This window comes from Streptomyces sp. W16 (assembly GCF_033194735.1).
Taxonomy (GTDB): domain Bacteria; phylum Actinomycetota; class Actinomycetes; order Streptomycetales; family Streptomycetaceae; genus Streptomyces.
Genome location: NZ_JAWOAI010000062.1, coordinates 1 through 19,330, shown reverse-complemented (window position 1 = coordinate 19,330; position 19,330 = coordinate 1). Strand labels below are relative to the sequence as shown.

The 19,330-nt window shown below is 70.0% G+C and carries 19 protein-coding genes; 5 read left to right on the top strand and 14 right to left on the bottom strand.

Going from position 1 to position 19,330, the window contains the following annotated elements; all coding sequences use genetic code 11:
• Nucleotides 1-40: 40 nt before the first annotated feature.
• The 6 genes from R6V09_RS11315 to R6V09_RS11290 all read right to left on the bottom strand — a co-directional run bounded on the left by R6V09_RS11315 (nucleotide 41) and on the right by R6V09_RS11290 (nucleotide 5,690).
• Nucleotides 41-499 carry a hypothetical protein gene (locus R6V09_RS11315; protein WP_317881241.1) on the bottom strand — a complete coding sequence of 153 codons (459 nt, stop codon included), beginning with the start codon at nucleotides 497-499 and terminating at the stop codon, nucleotides 41-43.
• Between the two features lie 56 nt (nucleotides 500-555).
• A complete protein-coding gene (locus tag R6V09_RS11310) occupies nucleotides 556-1,104 on the bottom strand; it encodes an RNA 2'-phosphotransferase (protein ID WP_317881240.1) in 549 nt (182 codons plus the stop codon).
• 122 nt (nucleotides 1,105-1,226) lie between these two features.
• The gene (locus R6V09_RS11305; protein ID WP_317881239.1) at nucleotides 1,227-2,174 is read right to left on the bottom strand and encodes a MerR family transcriptional regulator; all 948 of its coding nucleotides are present in this window, start codon (nucleotides 2,172-2,174) and stop codon (nucleotides 1,227-1,229) included.
• On the bottom strand, nucleotides 2,171-3,088 hold the full coding sequence (locus tag R6V09_RS11300; protein ID WP_317881238.1) for a metal-dependent hydrolase: 918 nt from the start codon (nucleotides 3,086-3,088) through the stop codon (nucleotides 2,171-2,173). The genes R6V09_RS11305 and R6V09_RS11300 overlap by 4 nt, the downstream gene beginning before the upstream one ends.
• Entirely contained in the window at nucleotides 3,085-4,851 is a 1,767-nt protein-coding gene (locus R6V09_RS11295; protein WP_317881237.1) for an SDR family oxidoreductase, read from the bottom strand. Before R6V09_RS11295 ends, R6V09_RS11300 begins: the two co-directional genes overlap by 4 nt.
• Nucleotides 4,848-5,690 carry a M24 family metallopeptidase gene (locus R6V09_RS11290; RefSeq protein ID WP_317881236.1) on the bottom strand — a complete coding sequence of 281 codons (843 nt, stop codon included), beginning with the start codon at nucleotides 5,688-5,690 and terminating at the stop codon, nucleotides 4,848-4,850. The genes R6V09_RS11295 and R6V09_RS11290 overlap by 4 nt, the downstream gene beginning before the upstream one ends.
• Before the next feature lie 246 nt (nucleotides 5,691-5,936).
• Between R6V09_RS11290 and R6V09_RS11285 the strand changes: the two genes are divergently transcribed.
• The 5 genes from R6V09_RS11285 (at nucleotide 5,937) to R6V09_RS11265 (ending at nucleotide 9,774) form a co-directional block, all read left to right on the top strand.
• A complete protein-coding gene (locus R6V09_RS11285; RefSeq protein ID WP_317881251.1) occupies nucleotides 5,937-6,917 on the top strand; it encodes an ABC transporter ATP-binding protein in 981 nt (326 codons plus the stop codon).
• Nucleotides 6,907-7,815 carry an ABC transporter permease subunit gene (locus R6V09_RS11280; RefSeq protein ID WP_317881235.1) on the top strand — a complete coding sequence of 303 codons (909 nt, stop codon included), beginning with the start codon at nucleotides 6,907-6,909 and terminating at the stop codon, nucleotides 7,813-7,815. Before R6V09_RS11285 ends, R6V09_RS11280 begins: the two co-directional genes overlap by 11 nt.
• Nucleotides 7,812-8,723: an ABC transporter ATP-binding protein gene (locus R6V09_RS11275; protein WP_019073425.1), complete on the top strand. Its 912-nt coding sequence runs from the start codon at nucleotides 7,812-7,814 to the stop codon at nucleotides 8,721-8,723. The genes R6V09_RS11280 and R6V09_RS11275 overlap by 4 nt, the downstream gene beginning before the upstream one ends.
• Nucleotides 8,724-8,734: 11 nt before the next feature.
• Entirely contained in the window at nucleotides 8,735-9,454 is a 720-nt protein-coding gene (locus R6V09_RS11270; RefSeq protein ID WP_317881234.1) for an ABC transporter permease, read from the top strand.
• 80 nt (nucleotides 9,455-9,534) lie between these two features.
• Nucleotides 9,535-9,774, top strand: a complete 240-nt coding sequence (locus tag R6V09_RS11265) for an SGM_3592 family protein (protein WP_317881233.1) — start codon at nucleotides 9,535-9,537, stop codon at nucleotides 9,772-9,774.
• Nucleotides 9,775-10,106: 332 nt separating this feature from the next.
• Here R6V09_RS11265 and R6V09_RS11260 read toward each other — a convergent pair whose 3' ends face one another.
• From R6V09_RS11260 to R6V09_RS11225, 8 genes are all read right to left on the bottom strand, one after another.
• Nucleotides 10,107-10,910 (bottom strand): HAD family hydrolase, encoded by an 804-nt coding sequence (locus R6V09_RS11260; protein WP_317881232.1) that lies wholly within the window; start codon nucleotides 10,908-10,910, stop codon nucleotides 10,107-10,109.
• Nucleotides 10,907-12,184: a serine--tRNA ligase gene (gene serS / locus R6V09_RS11255; protein WP_317881231.1), complete on the bottom strand. Its 1,278-nt coding sequence runs from the start codon at nucleotides 12,182-12,184 to the stop codon at nucleotides 10,907-10,909. Before serS ends, R6V09_RS11260 begins: the two co-directional genes overlap by 4 nt.
• Nucleotides 12,185-12,746: 562 nt before the next feature.
• On the bottom strand, nucleotides 12,747-13,679 hold the full coding sequence (pheA, locus tag R6V09_RS11250; protein WP_317881230.1) for a prephenate dehydratase: 933 nt from the start codon (nucleotides 13,677-13,679) through the stop codon (nucleotides 12,747-12,749).
• A gap of 109 nt (nucleotides 13,680-13,788) precedes the next feature.
• On the bottom strand, nucleotides 13,789-15,087 hold the full coding sequence (gene efeB / locus R6V09_RS11245; protein WP_317881229.1) for an iron uptake transporter deferrochelatase/peroxidase subunit: 1,299 nt from the start codon (nucleotides 15,085-15,087) through the stop codon (nucleotides 13,789-13,791).
• A gap of 8 nt (nucleotides 15,088-15,095) precedes the next feature.
• A complete protein-coding gene (locus tag R6V09_RS11240; RefSeq protein ID WP_317881228.1) occupies nucleotides 15,096-17,123 on the bottom strand; it encodes a copper resistance CopC/CopD family protein in 2,028 nt (675 codons plus the stop codon).
• A gap of 16 nt (nucleotides 17,124-17,139) precedes the next feature.
• Nucleotides 17,140-17,586 carry a copper chaperone PCu(A)C gene (locus R6V09_RS11235; RefSeq protein WP_317881227.1) on the bottom strand — a complete coding sequence of 149 codons (447 nt, stop codon included), beginning with the start codon at nucleotides 17,584-17,586 and terminating at the stop codon, nucleotides 17,140-17,142.
• On the bottom strand, nucleotides 17,583-18,233 hold the full coding sequence (locus R6V09_RS11230) for an SCO family protein (protein ID WP_317881226.1): 651 nt from the start codon (nucleotides 18,231-18,233) through the stop codon (nucleotides 17,583-17,585). The genes R6V09_RS11235 and R6V09_RS11230 overlap by 4 nt, the downstream gene beginning before the upstream one ends.
• Before the next feature lie 94 nt (nucleotides 18,234-18,327).
• Entirely contained in the window at nucleotides 18,328-19,053 is a 726-nt protein-coding gene (locus R6V09_RS11225; protein WP_317881225.1) for a YcnI family copper-binding membrane protein, read from the bottom strand.
• Nucleotides 19,054-19,330 lie beyond the last annotated feature (277 nt).

Here is a 19,330-nt window from a genome sequence, read left to right as displayed (position 1 = left end):
TGCCCAGGCTATGCGGCGGTCCATGTTTCACGTGAAACCGTCATCTGATGCGGCCGTTCAGCCACGGCGTGAGGGTGATCATCGAGATCCACTCCTTGTGCGTCCGGTCACCGGGCAGCGGCACGACCAGGTTGCATCCGGGCGGGAAGCGACGGGTCTTGACGTAGGCGAGGCCGCCGAAGACGGAGCGGAGGAAGGCGGGGACGTCGTCGCGTGCGATGTCGGGGCAGGCGATGCCCTCCACCGTGATCACGGCGTCGTCCTCGGGGAAGAGCCGCACGCTCACCCTCGGCAGTCCGCCGAACTCGACGAAGGCCTCGTGCGGGAGTGAACCGTCGGGGTCGGTGGTGACACCGAAACCCGCGGAGGTGCGGCGCGAGGTCTGGTCGGCGCCGATGTCGTGGGTGACCTCGATCTCACGCGCGTACTCGGCCGCGATGTCGCGCAGGGCGGTGACGGCCGCCTCAGTGCTGGGGAAGTGGTCCATACCTCTGATCATGCCGGGGGTGGTGCGGCCGAGGCCATACCGGGTGGCAGTTTTCAGACCGCACGGGGTCAGTGGGATTCAGGGAACCGCAGGTAGCGCGTGGGCACCGTCTCGGTGAGCCACACCCCGTTGTCGCTGACCCGGAACACATGGCCGTCGCCGTGCATCGTGCCCGCGTCCACGGCGAGCACGACGGGCCGGCCGCGCCGGGCGCCCACACGGGTCGCGGTCTCCCGGTCGGCGGAGAGGTGTACGGCGTGGCGGTTCATGGGCCGGAGCCCTTCGGCCCGGATCGCGTCCAGGCTGCGTGCCACCGTGCCGTGGAAGAGGTACGACGGCGGGGTGGCCGGGGGCAGTCCGAGGTCGACCTCGATGCTGTGGCCCTGGCTGGCCCGGATACGCGTGCCCTCGATCGCGAAGCGGCGCTTGTCGTTCGTGGCCACCACATGGTCGAGTTCCTGACGGCTGAAGCGGAACCCGTGCGCGGCACAGGCGGCGATCAGCGTGTCGATCTCGACCCAGCCGGCCTCGTCGAGCGTGAGGCCGATCCGCTCGGGCTGGTGGCGCAGGTGCTTCGAGAGGTACTTCGACACCTTCACGGTGCGTCTTTCATCCATCCGCTCAGCATGACGGGAGAGACGCGGATCACGCATTTTCTTTTAGGGCCGATGTTTGGTCCACAACCAACTGTAGTTATCCACAGGGGAATTGGCGTTTCTGTGGACAACTCCCTGTCATGTCACACCTGTTCGTCAAGATCGGCTGGGGGGCCACCACTTGGCATGAGCGCATCCAACGCCCTTGCCCGCAGCTCCCGTTCGGCCGCGAGCGAGACGAACTCCGCCGCGTTCGCCGGCCCAACCAGCCCCTCCACAGCCCGCATTGTCTCCTCGGGGACGGCCACGGAACGTGACGAGAACGCCGGCAGCGAAGGCTCCGTCGCCCCGAGGTGCTGCCGCAGCGAACGGTTGGCGAACAGCCGCATCGCGCGGGCGAGTTCCGCGTCCACCGTCTGCTGGGCGAGCGGGCGCAGCCGTCGTACGAGTGAGGCCGCCTCGGTCGCGTCCGCGTCGGTCGGACGGTGCGGGCCGTCGAGGTAGCGGGCGAAGACGTGCTCAGTGGTGAACTCCAGGAAACGGGAGGCGATGTGCTCGACCTGGACCCTCAACTCCCGCAGATGGGACGAGATCGCGGACAGCGGAACCCCCGAGGCGTACAACTCGACGGCCACCGCCAGCTCTTGGGGGCTCGGCACGAGGAAGGAGTCGGTGTCTCCGGGGACCGGCTCCAGTACGCCGAGTTCGACGGCTTCGGCGACGGCCGCGTCGTCCGGGCTGCCGCCGAAGCGCCGCTCCAGCTCGGCGCGCGAGATCCGGGCCGCCTCCTCGTCGGTCCACGGCCCGTCGACCTCCGCGACCAGCCCGAGCACCCCGCCCAGGCCCCGGCCCGCGTCCCAGGCCTCCAGCAACTCCTTGATGGAGGCCAGGGTGTAGCCGCGGTCGAGCAGGTCCGCGATCCGGCGGAGCCGGGCGAGATGGACGTCCGCGTACACGTTGGCCCGCCCGCGCCGCTGGGGGCGGGGGAGCAGACCGCGGTCCTGATAGGCCCGGATCGTCCGGACGGTGGCCCCGCTGAGCTGCGCGAGATCCTCGATCCGGTAGGCCACCTCACCGGTCCCGGAGCTCACGCGGCCCCCGCCCGCGCCGCCGGTGACCGCCTCAGGTACTCCACCGCCCGGCTCAGGGATCCCTCCCGCGACGGATGGTAGGAGCGCCGCAGATAGCGCGGAACGGCCGCGCCGAGCGACCGCCAGGTGGGCAACAGGCCTTTCCGTACACCCCTGTTGTGCTCGGCGAGCGAGTAGCGGACGCGCCCGGCGAGCTGGGGGTCGTGGCGGATCAGGTAGGCCGTGCCCCAGGCCCACAGGTAGAGCATCACGGGCGCGGTGACCGTCATGCCGGCGATACGGCGGGCGTACCGGGGGAGGCCGCGGCCTCCGCAGTGCTGGAACATGTCGAAGGCCACCGCGCGGTGTTCGACCTCCTCCGCGCCGTGCCAGCGCAGCAGGTCGAGCATGATCTCGTCGGCGCCGGCCCGGTCGAGGTCCTCCGCGGCCCGGATCCAGTCGCCCAGCACCGCCGTGAACTGCTCGATCGCCGCGACGACCGCCAGCCGGAAGCGCAGCCACTCGCGCTCGGGCACCGGCGCGCCGAGCGGCGGGCGTTCGCCGAGCAGCCGTTCGAAGAGGAAGTCGACGTACCGGGTGAAGTCGGCGGTGTCGAGCCGCTGGGCCGCGAGATGGTGCAACACGTGCGCGTGCTGGACGCTGTGTGTGGCCTCCTGGCCCATGAACCCCTTGACGTCCGCGAGGAGTCCGGGGTCCCTGACCAGTGGCAGGCCTTCCTTGAGGACCTTCACGAACCACCGCTCCCCCGCCGGCAGCAGCAGATGCAGCACGTTGACGACATGCGTGGCGGTCGGCTCGTCCGGGATCCAGTGCAGGGGTGTGCGCGACCAGTCGAAGGAGACCCGGCGGGGCGCGATGGCGTGGTGCTCGCTCACGTCGTGTTCGTTCTCGTGGCGCTCGTTCGCGGAGGTCACAGCGGCGGCTCCAGCCGGGCCACCGCCCGCAGCGCGCGCGGGGCGAAGCGGGACATCAGGTGGGCGCCGCGCGCCTCCGGGGTGACCGGCACGACGGCCTCATTGCGGACGACCGCCCGCAGGATCGCGTCGGCGACCTTCTCCGGCGGGTAGTTCCGCAGCCCGTACAGCCGCGCCGACCGCTTCTGGCGCCGTTTCTCCTCGTCGGCGTCGACCCCGGCGAAGCGCGCGGTCGAGGTGATGTTGGTGTTGACGAGGCCCGGGCATATCGCCGAGACGCCGATCCCCTGCCCGGACAGCTCCGCGCGCAGGCACTCGCTGAGCATCAGCACGGCCGCCTTGAAGGTGCTGTAGGCGGGCAGTGTCCTGGAGGGCTGGTACGCCGCCGCCGACGCGGTGTTGACGATGTGGCCGCCCTGGCCGCGCTCGGCCATCTGCTTCCCGAAGAGCCGGCAGCCGTGGATGACGCCCCACAGGTTGACGTCGAGGACCTTCTTCCAGTCCTCCGGGGTGGTGTCGAAGAAGGAACCGGAGAGTCCGATTCCGGCGTTGTTCACGAGGACGTCCACCACGCCGTACTCGCCGGCGACCTTCGCGGCGAGCTTCTCCATGGCCTGCCCGTCGGAGACGTCGACCGTCTCGGCCCAGGCCTCGGGGGCGCCGATCAACCGGGCCAACTCGGCGGTGCGGGCGGCGCTTTCCGCGTCCCGGTCGACGGCCACCACGCGCGCGCCCGCCTCGGCGAAGGCGAACGCCGTGGCCCGCCCGATCCCGCTGCCCGCCCCCGTGACCAGCACGAGCTGCCCGCCGAACCGCTCGGCGTACTTGCCCGTCCCCGTGGCCGTCACCGGACCTCCTTGGTTGCCTCGTTCGTTGGCCGTCACGAACTCCGTGATCCAGGAGGCCAGTTGATCGGGCCGCGTACGCGGGATCCAGTGCTTGGCCGGCAGTGTCCGCCGCACCAGCTCCGGTGCCCACTCCTCCAGCCCGTCGTAGAGCCGCTCGGAGAGGAACGCGTCCTCCAGGGGTGTGACGAGCTGCACGGGCGCGTGCGCGTACGCGTCGGGGCGTGGCCTGCGCAGCCTGGCGCGGATGTTGTCGCGGTACAGCCAGGCGCCATGGGCCGCGTCCGTGGGCAGCGAGGAGGTCGGGTAGTCGCCGCCGGGGACTTTCTCGACGCGTTCCAGGATCTTCGGCCAGCGTTTGCCGAGCGGGCCGCGCCAGGCGAGTTCGGGCAGCACGGGCGTGTGCAGCAGGTACACGTACCAGGACTTGGCGCCCTGGCCCAGGAGTTGGCCGACGCGGCGCGGGGTGGGCCGGGTCAGGCGCTTGTTGATCCAGTGGCCGAAGTGGTCGAGTGATGGCCCGGACATCGACGTGAAGGAGGCGATACGACCCTCCGTGCGCCCGACGGTGACGAACTCCCAGGACTGCACCGAGCCCCAGTCGTGCCCCACCAGGTGCACCGGCCGGTCCGGGCTGACGGCGTCCGCGACCGCCAGGAAGTCGTCCGTCAGCTTCTCCAGGGTGAACCCGCCCCGCAGGGGCTGTGGGGCTGTGGACCTGCCGTGGCCCCGGACGTCGTAGAGGACGACGTGGAAGCGGTCCGCGAGCCGGGACGCGACCTCGGACCACACCTCCTTGCTGTCGGGGTAGCCGTGCACCAGGACCACCGTGGGGTTCGACGCGTCCCCCAACTCGGCCACGCACAGCTCGACTCCGCCGGTCCGCACCCAGCGCTCCCGCGCACCCTCAAGCGTCACTTGTCCTCCGCCCAGCGCCGCACGTGCGGCAGATCGTCGTCCAGCCAGAAGGCGCTCTGCTCGGGGTCCTCGGAGTCGGTGACGACGAGGATCTCCTCGAACTTGGCGCCCGTGCCCCGGAATCCGAGATGCGGTTCGACCGCCCACAGGCCGGGGTGCGGGGGATGGTCCGAGAAGCGGTACGGCGACCACAGAGGGGACCAGCCGTCGCGGTGGCCGTGCAGCGCGTCGCTCGCCAGGCCCTTCAGGGACTGCGTGCCGAACCCGAACAGGCGCGGGGACCAAGGGCGTTCGGCGACCCGGTCGACCTTGTGCGCGATCACGCCGAAGGGATACGCGCGGTGCCGGTTGGCGTAGCCCTGGCGGACCATGAGGCGGTCCACGTCCTCGTAGATCTCGCGCAGCGGGCGCCGCTCGCGCACCTCGCGCAGGAGCAGCTCGCGATGCGCCTCCAGGTCGGCCATCAGCCGGTCCTGCACCGGGTTCGCCCCCAGGGAGCCCGAATACCCGATGTCGGCCGTGAATCCCTTGTACACCGGGGCCATGTCCAGGATGAACGGCATCCCGGGCTCCAGCCGGCGGTTCGTGGGGAAGAACTGCAGCGGCACCCGGAAGTTCGTGAACGCCGTGCGGTCGCCGAACCAGGCGAAGGGCAGATGGAACCAGTCCCGCACTCCCCGCGCGCGCAGCCACGACCGCTGCATCCGGGCCGCCTCGCGCTCGGTCACCCCGGGCTCCAGCCGGGCCGCCACGGCCTCGGCGCACTCGTACGCCAGCCGCTGGACCTCCCTGAACCCCCGCAGTTCCGCGGAGAGTTCGCGTGTCACCGCCGTAGTCATGCCACCGCCCCACCTGTCCACGTTGACTGCGGTACGTGCTCGTAACTTGACACTGGTGAATGTGACAGTTGTTAGAGGCTTCGTCAATAGGCTTGATCTCTACCTGTGGATAAGGGCGCGGGCCGCTCACGTAGCTCTTAAGTAGGGGCATCCCCTACGGACCCGTACGTCTGGAGTCTGACGTGAGGACAGCTCTGCGGGGTGACGACCGCAGTGGTCCAGGTCACTACCTTCGTAGACGTGACTGTGATCGCGACCGAAAGCCTGAGCAAGCGGTTCCCCCGGGTGACCGCGCTTGACCGGCTCTCCGTGGACGTCGGCCCCGGTGTGACGGGGCTCGTCGGTGCCAACGGAGCCGGCAAGTCGACCTTGATCAAGATCCTGCTGGGTCTGTCCCCCGCCTCCGAGGGCCGAGCCGAAGTGCTCGGCCTCGATGTCGCCACCAAGGGTGCCGACATCCGCGAGCGCGTCGGGTACATGCCGGAGCACGACTGTCTGCCGCCCGACGTCTCGGCCACCGAGTTCGTCGTCCACATGGCGCGCATGTCCGGACTGCCGCCCACCGCGGCACGCGAGCGCACCGCGGACACGCTGCGCCATGTCGGCCTGTACGAGGAGCGCTACCGCCCCATCGGCGGCTACTCGACGGGCATGAAGCAGCGCGTCAAGCTCGCGCAGGCCCTTGTCCACGACCCGCAGCTGGTCTTCCTGGACGAGCCGACCAACGGCCTCGACCCGGTCGGCCGGGACGAGATGCTCGGCCTCATCCGCCGCATCTACACGGACTTCGGCATCTCGGTGCTGGTGACCTCGCACCTGCTGGGTGAGCTGGAGCGCACCTGCGACCACGTGATCGTGGTCGACGGCGGCAAGCTCCTGCGCTCCAGTTCCACCACGGACTTCACCCAGACCACGACGACCCTGGCGATCGAGGTCACCGACACCGACGAGCACCCGGACGGCACCCGCGTGGTGCGCGAGTCGCTCCACGCGCGCGGGGTGGACACCCACGACGGCAGCGGCCTGCCGGGCGCGGGCCATGTCCTGCTCCTGACGGCCTCGGGCGAGGAGACGTACGACGTGGTCCGGGACGTGATCGCGGACCTCGGCCTCGGACTGGTGCGCATGGAGCAGCGCAGGCACCACATCTCCGAGGTCTTCACCGACACCGAGACCGGCACCGACAGCGACGCAGAGCGGAAGGAGGCCGTAGGCCATGGCAATTGACCAGCCCCTGGTCCCCCAGCCGGGCGACCAGACCCGCATCCACAACATCGGCTACCGCAACTACTCCGGCCCCCGCCTGGGCCGCGCCTACGCCCGGCGCTCCCTCTACTCGCAGTCCCTGCGCGGCGCCTACGGCCTCGGCCGCTCGGTGAAGTCCAAGGTGCTGCCGATGCTGCTGTTCGTGGTCATGTGCGTGCCCGCGGCCATCATGGTGGCCGTCGCGGTCGCCACGAAGGCCAAGGACCTGCCCGTCGACTACACGCGCTACGCGATCATCATGCAGGCCGTCATCAGCCTCTACGTCGCCTCGCAGGCGCCCCAGTCCGTCTCGCGCGATCTGCGCTTCAAGACCGTCCCGTTGTACTTCTCGCGGCCGATCGAGACCGCCGACTACGTGAGGGCCAAGTTCGCTGCCCTCGCCTCGGCCATGTTCATCCTGACCGCCGCCCCGCTGATCGTGCTCTACGTAGGAGCGTTGCTCGCGAAGCTCGACTTCGCCGACCAGACCAAGGGCTTCGCCCAGGGACTCGTCTCCGTGACGCTCCTCTCCCTGCTCTTCGCGGGCATCGGCCTGGTCATCGCCGCCGTCACCCCGCGCCGCGGCTTCGGCATCGCGGCCGTCATCGCCGTACTGACCATCTCCTACGGCGCCGTCTCCACCCTCCAGGCGATCGCCGACGCGCAGAACGCCACGAGCGCCATCCCCTGGATCGGCCTCTTCTCGCCCGTCACCCTCATCGACGGCCTCCAGTCCGCCTTCCTGGGCGCGACGTCGGCGTTCCCCGGAGGCGTCGGCCCCACCCACGGAGAAGGCGTCGTCTACGTCCTCGCCGTGCTGGGCCTGATCGCCGCGACCTACGGCCTCCTGATCCGCCGCTACCGGAAGGTGGGCCTGTGACCACGCTCTCCATCGACCACGTCTCCCGCTGGTTCGGCAACGTGGTCGCCGTCAACGACATCACGATGAACGTCGGCCCCGGCGTCACCGGACTCCTCGGCCCCAACGGCGCCGGAAAGTCCACCCTCATCAACATGATGGGCGGCTTCCTCGCCCCCTCCACCGGCACCGTCACCCTCGACGGCCAGCAGGTCTGGCGCAACGAGCAGATCTACAAGCACATCGGGATCGTCCCCGAGCGCGAGGCGATGTACGACTTCCTCACGGGACGCGAATTCGTCGTCGCCAACGCCGAGTTGCACGGTCTCGGCGCCAAGGCCGCCCAGAAGGCGCTGGCCACGGTCGAGATGGAGTACGCGCAGGACCGCAAGATCTCGACGTACTCCAAGGGCATGCGCCAGCGCGTGAAGATGGCCAGCGCCCTGGTCCACGATCCCTCGCTGCTCCTGCTCGACGAACCCTTCAACGGCATGGACCCGCGCCAGCGCATGCAGCTCATGGACCTGCTGCGGCGGATGGGCGACGAGGGCCGCACGGTGCTGTTCTCGTCCCACATCCTCGAAGAGGTCGAACAGCTCGCCTGGCACATCGAGGTCGTCGTCGCCGGACGGCACGCGGCCAGCGGCGACTTCCGCAAGATCCGCCGCCTGATGACCGACCGCCCGCACCGCTATCTGGTCCGCTCCAGCGACGACCGCGCCCTCGCCGCCGCGCTGATCGCGGACCCGTCGACCTCGGGCATCGAAGTCGACCTGGCCGAGGGCGCGTTGCGCATCCAGGCCGTCGACTTCGGCCGGTTCACCGCCCTGCTGCCCCGGGTGGCCAGGGACCACGGCATCCGGCTGCTCACGGTCTCGCCGTCGGACGAGTCGCTCGAATCCGTCTTCTCGTATCTCGTCGCGGCGTAGGAGGCCAAGAGATGTACGACCCCACAGTCGCCCGACTCACCTACCGGGCCCTGCTCGGCCGGCGCCGGGCCCTCATCCTGGGCGCCCTGCCCCTGCTGCTGATCGTGATCTCCGTGGTGGTGCGCGCCCTCGCCGGTGCCGACGACCAGACCGCCGTCGACGTCCTGGGCGGTCTCGGCCTCGCCACGATGGTGCCGATCATCGGCGTCATCGCGGGCACGGGCGCGATCGGACCGGAGATCGACGACGGCTCGGTGGTGTACCTGCTGTCCAAGCCGCTGAAGCGGCCCACGATCATCTTCACCAAGCTGATCGTGGCGGTCGGCGTCACCATGGTGTTCTCGGCGGTCCCCATGCTGATCTCCGGGCTCATCCTGAACGGCAACGGCCAGCAGATCGCCGTCGCCTACACGGTGGCCGCCCTGGTCGCCTCCATCGCCTACGCGGCACTGTTCCTGCTGCTCGGCACGGTCTCCCGGCACGCGGTGGTCTTCGGGCTCGTCTACGCCCTCGTCTGGGAGGCCCTGTTCGGCTCCCTGGTCGCCGGCGCCCGCACGCTGAGCGTCCAGCAGTGGGCCCTGGCCGTCGCCCACAAGGTGTCCGGCGGCGAGCTGGTGACCTCGGACGTCGGGCTGACCACGGCGACGGTGTTCCTGGTCGCGGTCACCGTGGGAGCGACCTGGTACGCCGGACAGAAGCTGCGCTCGCTGACCCTCACCGGCGAGGAATGACAGGTCCTGATCTTGACGGGGGCTTCATCTCCGTCCGGGCACACTGGGCAAACGGGGACGCACGGCTAGGAGGAACGGGGATGGCTGGACAGGCACCGTACGGCGGCGGTCAGGCCGAATCAGGGGACGGCTGGGACAAGTTGGTCCTGGACGACGACTTCATACGGTCCGCCGAGACGGCCGAGCCGTCCGCGCGTGCCCGGATGCTCGCGGCGCGCTGGCGCAACGAGTCGCCCGAGCCGCAGCCCTGGCGCTCGGACGAGCCGCCCGCCGGCTGGTTCTTCAGCAAGGCGCGGCGGCGCAGGTGGCGCCTGCGTTAGCCGTCGCGCGGCTGCCCCTTGCCCGTCAGGCGGCTGCCCTTTTATTCGGTGGCGTCCAACTCGGCGTACAGGCACAGTTGTTCTGTCGACGCCGGATCAGCCGGCGCCACCGACTGGGAGAGGAGCTGGACGATGTCGATGCACGACAGGACGTCCAACTCCCTTCAGGGCAGCCCGCGGCGATCTCCGGAGTAGTTACCCTCCGTCGAGTCGCCCACCACGGGGAGCTGCCCGGGGCGGCCGCTTCGAGCACGCGACTCATTATCGCGTGGGCCGCCCTCCCTGTTGCCCCCCTCGCAGGGGGCATGCCGAGCTGGGGCGGTTGCCCACACCTACGCGAGCAACCGCTCCAGCACGACCGCGATGCCGTCGTCCTCGTTCGAGGACGTCACCTCGTCGGCCACCGCCTTGAGTTCCTCGTGGGCGTTGGCCATCGCCACGCTGTGGGCCGCCCACGCGAACATCGCGAGGTCGTTGGGCATGTCGCCGAAGGCGATCGTGTCGGCGGCCTTCAGGCCCAGGCGGCGGGCCGCGATGGAGAGGCCAGTGGCCTTGGACAGGCCCAGGGGCAGCAGTTCGACGATGCCCTCGCCCGCCATCGCGACCGAGACGAAGCCGCCCGCCGCCTCGCGGGCCGCCTCGGCGAGCTGGTCGTCCGTGAGGGTCGGGTGCTGGATGTAGATCTTGTTCAGCGGAGCCGCCCACAGCTCGGACACGTCCGTGAAGGGGGTCGCGGGAAGTGCCCCCGTGACCCGGTACCCGGGACCGACCAGCACCTCGCCGTCCAGGCCGCCCTGGCTCGCCGCCAGGAACAGCGGGCCGACCTCCGCCTCGATCTTGGCGAGCGCCACAGCGGCCAGTTGACGGTCCAGGGTGACCGAGGTCAGCAGACGGTGCTCGCCGGCGTCGTAGACCTGGGCGCCCTGGGCGCAGACCGCGAGGCCCTCGTAGCCGAGGTCGTCGAGGATGTGCCGGGTCCAGGGGGCCGCGCGGCCGGTCACCACGATGTGCGCGGCGCCGGCCTCCGTGGCCGCCGCGAGGGCGGCACGGGTGCGTGGTGAGACCGACTCGTCGGAGCGCAGAAGCGTTCCGTCGAGGTCGGTCGCGATCAGCTTGTACGGGAAGCCGGTGCTCACTTGGCGACCGGCTCCAGCAGCTCCCGGCCGCCCAGGTACGGGCGCAGCAGCTCGGGCACGCGCACCGAACCGTCGGGCAGCTGGTGGTTCTCCAGGATTGCCACGATCGTGCGCGGTACGGCGCACAGCGTGCCGTTGAGCGTCGCCAGCGGCTGCACCTTCTTGCCGTCGCGCATCCGCACGGAGAGCCGGCGGGCTTGGAAGCTGTCGCAGTTGGAGGCCGAGGTCAGCTCGCGGTACTTGCCCTGGGTCGGGATCCACGCCTCGCAGTCGAACTTGCGGGACGCCGACGAGCCCAGGTCGCCCGAGGCCACGTCGATGACCTGGAAGGGCAGTTCGAGGGCGGTGAGCCACTGCTTCTCCCAGTCCAGGAGCCGCTGGTGCTCGTTCTCCGCGTCCTCGGGGAGGACGTACGAGAACATCTCGACCTTGTCGAACTGGTGCACGCGGAAGATGCCGCGTGTGTCCTTGCCGTAGGTGCCGGCCTCGCGGCGGAAGCACGGGGAGAAGCCCGCGTAGCGCAGCGGCAGCTTCTCCGCGTCGAGGATCTCGTCCATGTGGTACGCGGCGAGGGGGACCTCGGAGGTGCCGACCAGGTAGAAGTCGTCCTTCTCCAGGTGGTACACGTTCTCCGCGGCCTGGCCGAGGAAGCCGGTGCCCTCCATGGCGCGCGGGCGGACCAGCGCCGGGGTCAGCATCGGGATGAAGCCGGCCTCCGTGGCCTGTGCGATCGCCGCGTTGACGAGCGCCAGCTCCAGCAGGGCGCCGATGCCGGTGAGGTAGTAGAAGCGCGAGCCGGACACCTTGGCGCCGCGCTCGACGTCGATGGCGCCGAGCGCCTCGCCGAGCTCCAGGTGGTCCTTGGGCTCGAAGCCCTCGGCGCCGAAGTCGCGGATCGTGCCGTGCGTCTCCAGGACGACGAAGTCCTCCTCGCCGCCCACCGGCACATCGGGGTGCACGAGGTTGCCGAGCTGGAGCGCGAGGCGCTTGGTCTCCTCGTCCGCCTCGTGCTGCTCGGCGTCGGCCGCCTTGACGTCGGCGGCGAGCTGGCCCGTCTTCTTGAGCAGCTCGGCCTTCTCGTCTCCGGAGGCCTTGGGGATGAGCTTGCCGAGCGTCTTCTGCTCGGAGCGCAGCTCGTCGAAGCGGACGCCGGACGACCTGCGCCGCTCGTCGGCGGACAGGAGAGCGTCGACGAGCGCGACGTCCTCTCCACGGGCGCGCTGGGACGCGCGCACACGGTCGGGGTCCTCACGGAGCAGGCGAAGGTCAATCACGCGGACCAGGCTACCGGTGCGGGGTTCCGGCTCACGACTTGGTATTCCGAACTGCGGCTTACATCCAGTTATGGGGTAATTGCGCAGAGTGTCGACGCCTGTTGATGCGAGTCAATAAAAGAGCGTCCTGCTCCCTGGAACGGGGCAGGCGCGAGGCGGCCTGTTGACTCGAATCCCTTGTGGGAAACGGGACTTGAGGTCGTGGTTGTCCACAGGAATCCACATCCCGGAAAAGTTATCCACAGGCTGTGTGGAAGATCTGTGGATGCCGGAAGTGATCATTCCTAAAAGGGTCTTCGGGTCGAGGAATTCCCGACCCAAACGTCCCTCACACCCACTTTCGGGTGGAATTGCGTCGCTCCATAGGATTGCCCGAAGGAAACGGGTGGACGAAGAGTGACCTACGCGCCGGTGCCCGCGCCAGGGGCCTGCAGGGCGATTTGTCGACTGCATCGCATGCCGGTGTCGACTTGTCCCCAGGTCGAGAAGTGGGCCTGTGGATAACTTCTGTGGATAACGAAGATACGCAGGTACTACCGGGGCGCCACCGGGCCACCACCGGTCAGAAACGGCCGTCCTGGCAGTGCGCGACCCAGTCCGCCGCCGCGAGGAACTCCTCGTCCGAGGTTCCGGGGAACAGCGGCCGTACCCCGTCCACGCCGACGTCCGCGCGCGGGTACGAACCGAGGAAGCGCACCTGCAGACAGATCCGCTTGAGCCCTGTCAGGGCCTCGGCGACCCGGCGGTCGGAGATGTGTCCCTCGGCGTCGACGCAGAAGCAGTAGTTGCCGATGCCGGCGCCGGTCGGGCGGGACTGCAGCAGCATGAGGTTGATGCCCCGGGTGGCGAACTCGCCGAGCAGGTCGCGCAGACCGCCGGGGTGGTCGTCGCGCTGCCAGATCACGACGGACGTCTTGTCCGCGCCGGTCGGCGCCGCCGGGCGGGCGGGCCTGCCCACCAGCACGAACCGCGTCTGCGCGTTCTCCGCGTCGTGGATCTCCGTCTCCAGGGCCTCCAGGCCGTACCGGGCGGCGGCGAACTCACCGGCGAAGGCGGCGTCGTAGCGGCCCTCCTGGACCAGGCGGGCGGCGTCCGCGTTCGAGGCCGCCGACTCCCAGAGGGCGTCCGGGAGGTTCGCCTTCATCCAGTTGCGGACCTGCGGCTGGGCGGCGGGGTGCGCGGAGACCGTCTTGATGTCGGAGATCTTCGTGCCCGGCCTGACCAGCAGCGCGAAGGTGATCGACAGCAGCACCTCGCGGTAGATCATCAGCGGCGCGCCCGCGACCAGCTCGTCCAGGGTGGTGGTGATACCGCCCTCGACGGAGTTCTCGATCGGCACGAACGCGGCCTCGGCCTCGCCGGTGCGCACCGCGTCCAGGGCGGACTGCACCGACACATACGGGATCAGCTCCCGGGTCGCCGCCTCGGGAAGCGTGCGCAGGGCGACTTCGGTGAAGGTGCCCTCAGGGCCGAGATACGCGTAGCTGGCTGGCATGACTTCACCCTAATGGGCCTTGCGAGACCGGGCGCACGCTTCCCGGCCCGGCCACCCGTCAGAGCGACGGGCACCGCTTCCAGCCGCTTGCCCTGCCAGGGCGGAGAGCTCACCCCTCCAGCAGCGGCTGCCCCACGTACTCGCCCTCCGCCGCCCCGCCCGGCACCGCGAACAGGCCGCTCGCCTCGTGGCGGATGTACGTCGACAGGGCGTCGCCGCGGTCGAGTTTGCGCTGCACGGTGACGAAGCCGCGCAGCGGGTCGGCCTGCCAGCAGACGAAGAGGAGCCCGGCGTCCGGAGTGCCGTCGGCCGCGATGCCGTCGTGGTACGAGAAGGGGCGCCGGAGCATCGCCGCACCGCCGTTCTGGTCGGGGCGGGCGATCCGGGCGTGCGCGTTGATGGGGACGACCAGGGCGCCCTTCGCGTCGGTCTTCTCCAGGTCCATCGCGGTCGTCTCACCGCCCCCGGAAAGGGGCGCCCCATCGGACTTGCGGCGCCCGACGACGTTCTCCTGTGCGCCGGTCGAGAGCTTCTCCCAGTCGTCGAGGAGCATGCGGATGCGGCGTACGACGGCGTAGGAACCGTTCGCCATCCAGGCCGGGTCGGCCGAACCGGACGCCGGCACGAAGATCCGCTTGTCGAAGGTGGACTCGGTCGGCTTGGGATTGCGGGTGCCGTCGAGCTGGCCCATGAGGTTGCGAGCCGTCATGGGGTGGGCCGTCGCCCCCGGCGTCCGGTTGAAGCCGTTCATCTGCCAGCGGACCCTGGCCGCGCTGCCCGCGTCCTTCTGGATCGTGCGCAGGGCGTGGAAGGCGACCAGGGCGTCGTCGGCGCCGATCTGCACCCACAGGTCGCCGTTGCTGCGCGCCTTGTCGAGGTGGTCGGAGGAGAAGTCGGGCAGCGGGTCGAGGGAGACAGGCCGCTGCTTCTCCAGTCCCGTACGGGAGAAGAAGGAGTTACCGAAGCCGAAGGTGATCGTCAGTGACGAGGGCCCCGCGTCCCGGGCGACATCCGTGTCGTCCTGCGCCGCCGCCTCGCCCGCCATCAGCCGCTGGGCGGTCGTCGACCAGCGGCGCAGCAGGGCCGCCGCCTCCTTGCGGCTCGCGCCCGCCGCCAGGTCGAAGGCGACGAGGTGGCCGCGCGCCTGGAGGCCCTCGGTGATGCCGGGCTGATGTTTCCCGTGAAACATTGCCCTGTCCGCGCCAAGCGAGGTGAGCGGAGTGGCCCCGGCGGGGGCAGCCGCATAGCCCACGGCCCCGCCCGCCGCACCGAGCACGAGCCCGGTGGCACCGGCTGTACCGAGGAGCCGTCGGCGGGAAACGCCCTCCCCTGGGGTGGCGTTTTCGGAAACGGCCTCCCCAGGAGGTGCCTTTACGGTGCGGGCCTCGGGAATGGACTGGTCAGGCATGGCGTGGTTCAGCCGATCTGCGCGTTCTTGTCGACGGTGGTCTGGTCGATGTCGGAGGTCCGCACGGTCACCGAGATCTTCCAGTCGCCCGCCATGGGGATCTGGATTCCGTTCGCTGCCCAGTGCCCGGTGGTGATGCGGTCGGGCGTCACGGGCAGCGGACCGATCTTTTTCGCGGCGAGCGTGAAGGCGACCTTCACCTCGGGGACGTCGAAGGCCCGGCCGTTGGGGCGCTGCACATAGACGTGCATCTCGTTGCCGCCCACCCGCGCGGGGTCGATGTCGACCCGGATGACGCCCTTGCCGTCCGTGCCTCCGGTGTCGAAGGACATGTCCAGGGTCAGGGCGCCCGAGGACGACGAGGAAGAGGACGAGGAGGAAGCCTTGGCCGCCTTGGCGTCCTCCTCCGTGCGGCCCGGTTCGGTGGTCGTCAGGGCCGTGGTGACGGCGAGGACGACGACCGCGACGGCTGCCTCGGCGAGGACCGAGCGGCGCAGTCCGAAGAGGTTCGGATCGGCGTCGCGCAGCCGCTTCTGCCGGGTGGTGTCCACGGCGGCCTGCTGGCGCGCGAGTTGGGCGGCGCGCTTGGAGTCACCGGACGCGGTGGACGCGCTCGCGGCGGAATCCGCCTCGGCCGGTGCGCCGACGGCGGTGGAGTCCGCGGCCTTGGAGTCGGTGACCGTGACGGACGCCTTGGCGCTGGAGTCGACGGCCTTGGCGGACGCCGTGGCGTGTTCCTTCTCCGGCTCGCGTTCCTCGGCAGCCGCGGTTTCCTCGACGACCGTCAGCGTCTCGGCCGTGTTCGTGTCCGCGAGCCGGCCCGTCCAGCGCCGGGAGATCGACGCGATCCCGACGAGCAGCGCCACGAGCCCGATCTTGACGAGCAGCAGCTGCCCGTAGCCGGTGTCGGTGAACGCCGACCAGGAGCCGAGCTGGCGCCAGGACTGGTAGACGCCGGTCGCGACGAGCGCGACGACACTGCCGAACGCGAGGCGTGAGAAGCGTTGTACGGCGGCCCGCCCGACGGGGTTGTCGGCGGGCGCCCGGTACAGCGAGACGAGGAGGGCGGAGAGCCCGCCGAGCCAGGCGGCGACGGCCAGCAGGTGGACGACGTCGACGGGCATCGCGATGCCGGGCTGCAGCCCGGTCGAGGCGTGCTCGGCCAGGGCCCAGCTCGCGGCGAGCCCGGCGGCCACCACACCGCCGCCGATGGCGAGCCCGAAGGTCAGGTCCCGCTTCTCTTCGTCCTCCCGCTTGTCGTAGGCCCCGAAGAGCACGGCGATGAACAGCGCGGCGGCGGCGAGCAGCAGCAGGCGGGAGACGAGCGCGGCGCCCGTCTTGGTCTGGAGGACCTGGCCGAGGAGGTTCAGGTCGAAGATGTCGCCGAACTTCCCGGAGGTCGTGTACGAGCCGCGGATGAGCAGCAGCCAGAGTGTGGCCGCGGTCAGCGAGACCCACCCGGAGACCACCAGCCGCTGGAGGGCGCGCACCCCGGCGCCCCGCTGCCAGCAGGCCAGCACGAAGGCGGCGCCACCGACCATGACGATGAAGCCGGCGTACGACATGTAGCGCCCGAAGCCGTACAGCCCGCCGACGAGCCCGCCGCCGACGTCCTGTTCGGCCGACGCGGAGACGGTGGTCTTCGAGGGGGAGCCGATCGAGAAGGTGAAGGCGCCGCCCACGGGGTGGCTGTCCGCCGACACGACCTGCCAGGCCACCGTGTAGGTGCCGTCGGGCAGTCCGCTGCGGATCTGCACGGAGTACGTCGTACCGCTGATGTTGGACGGTTTGCCGACGTCGACCCGCTTGCCCTTCGGGTTGAGCACGCGCAGCGAGTCGGCGTTCGTCGCGACCTTCTCGGAGAAGGTGAGCGAGACCTGTGTCGGAGCCTTGTTGACCACCACCCCCGAAGAGGGGTCGCTGCCGGTCAGGGCGGCGTGCGCGGAGGCCGTCCCGGCACCCGCGAACAGCATGCCGACGACGGCCAGGAACAGCAGCACCAGCGTGCGGACTCGGGGGGTGATGGTCGTCTTCAAGGTGGGGGTCCCTCCCTCAGTGCCCGGTCGTGGGGTTGTACGTCGCCGACTTCACGGGCATCTCAACCGTGAGAGGGCCGGACTTGGCAAAGTGCAGCTTCACGGTCACGTTGTCGCCCTGCTTCAGCGTGTGCTTCAGCTTGTCGAACATCAGGTGGTTGCCCCCGCTCTTGAACACGAGTTGACCGTGTGCGGGCACATCGAGGGACGTGACCTCCTCCATCGACTGGCCGACCGTCTCGTGCACGGAGACGGGACCGAGGTCGCTGGTGACGGAGGTCAACTCGTCCTTCGCGCCGCCCTTGTTGGCGATGTCCAGGAAGCCCGCCGCCATGTCCGAGACCGGCTGGGGAATGTAGGCGGAGCCGACGGAGAGCTGGGCCTTCGCGTCGTCCGAGCCGCCGCAGCCGGTGAGGACCAGCGCGCCGGTCAGCACCGCGACGGGCCCGGCGAACCGCCTCACGGCGTCGCCCCCTTGATGATCTTGGGGAGGTCCTTGGTGTAGTCGTCGACGGTGGTGTCCTGGCCGTAGAGGAGATAGCCGCCGTTGGTCTTCGGGGAGAACGCGACGACCTGGGTGCCGTGGACGGAGACGAGCTTGCCGTTCTTGTCCTTCGAGGTCGGCTCGATGGAGATGCCCAGGGTGCGGGCGCCGGCCTGGATGGTGGCGAAGTCGCCGGTCAGGCCGACGAACTGGGTGTCGATGCCCTTGAGCCACTTGCCGAGTTCGGACGCGGTGTCGCGGGCCGGGTCGGTGGTGACGAACACGACCAGCAGCTTGTCCTGCTCGGCCTTGGGCAGCGACTTCTTGGCGACCGCGATGTTGTTCATCGTCAGCGGGCAGATGTCGGGGCAGTGGGTGTAGCCGAAGTAGATCAGTGTCGGCCGGCCCTTGGTCTCCGCCCGGAAGTCGTACTTCTTGCCGTGCGTGTCCGTGAGGACCAGGTCCGGCTTCTCGAACGGGGTGTCGAGCACGGTGGCGGCCTGCGTCGCGGTGTCCGCGGAGACCACGGCGACGGGGCTGTTGCCGTCGTCGCCGCTGCCGCAGGCGGAGAGCGTCAGGGTGGCGGCGGCGAGCAGCGCTGCCGCCGCGAACGTCTTCTTGCGCATAGGAAAAATGTCCCAGTTGTGAGAGCTCCGGCGCGCACCGGGGTCGTACGCAAGAGTCGCACGGACCCCTGTGCGCACCATGAGCGGACGGGCCTCAGACGGTCGTACGCCGACGACCGGCGAGAACGCCGTACGCCACGCCCGCCGCGCCGACGGCGATGCCGACCACGCCGAGGACGCGGGCGGTGGTGTCGGAGGAGTCGGCGGCGGACGTCGTGTCGGCGGCGGTGTTCTCGGTCTTCTCGGAGGTGTCGGAGGCGTCTTCGGCGGTCGCGCCGGAGGCGGGGGCGGCAGCGAGTTCGAGGACCGGAGCCGGGTTGTCGGGCTCCTCCGCGCCGTCCTTCTGCACCTCGATCCAGCGCACGACCTCCTTGTCGGAGTACGTCTGCAGCGCCTTGAAGACGAGCTGGTCGGCGTCCGTGGGCAGCATGCCGACGGAGACCGGGAACTTCTGGAAGTAGCCGGGCTCGACACCCTTGCCGGTCGCCGTCCAGGTGACCTTGGTGACGGCCTCGGTGATCGTCTCGCCGTGCATCTCGGCGGGCTTGGCCAGCTTCGACTTGGTGACCTTGACGGTCCAGCCGCTGATCGGCTCCGGCATCACGGACGCCAGCGGGTGGTCGGTCGGGAAGGTGACTTCGAGCTTGGTGGTCGAGGCGTCGTCACGCTCGTTCGGGACCTTGAAGTCGACGACCGCGTAGCCGCCCTTGACGGCGGTCCCCTCCGGCTGCACGGAGACGTGCGCGAAGGCGGGGGAGGACAGGACGACAACGGCCGAGCCGGCGACGGCAGCGGCGGCGGCGATACGAGAAGCCTTCATGGAAAGGAGCACTCCACTTCGAGTTCGAGTGAGTTCCGGTGGTGAAGAGGGGGCGCGTGGTTTCCCGGCTGAAAAACCCAGGCACGCGCGTGTGCCGCACGACGGCGGCCTCTCCACGCACAGAAGGGAGTGCGGGGTGGTGGTCGCGTCGCGTCAGGCGGCGAGCACGTGTGCGGCGGCGGCCGGCGGGCCGCGGCGGATCACCGAGTGCTGGAGTGCGGTGGTGTGCGGGGCGGGCGGTGCGAACAGGGCCGTACGCCGTGGTCGCGGGCCCGTC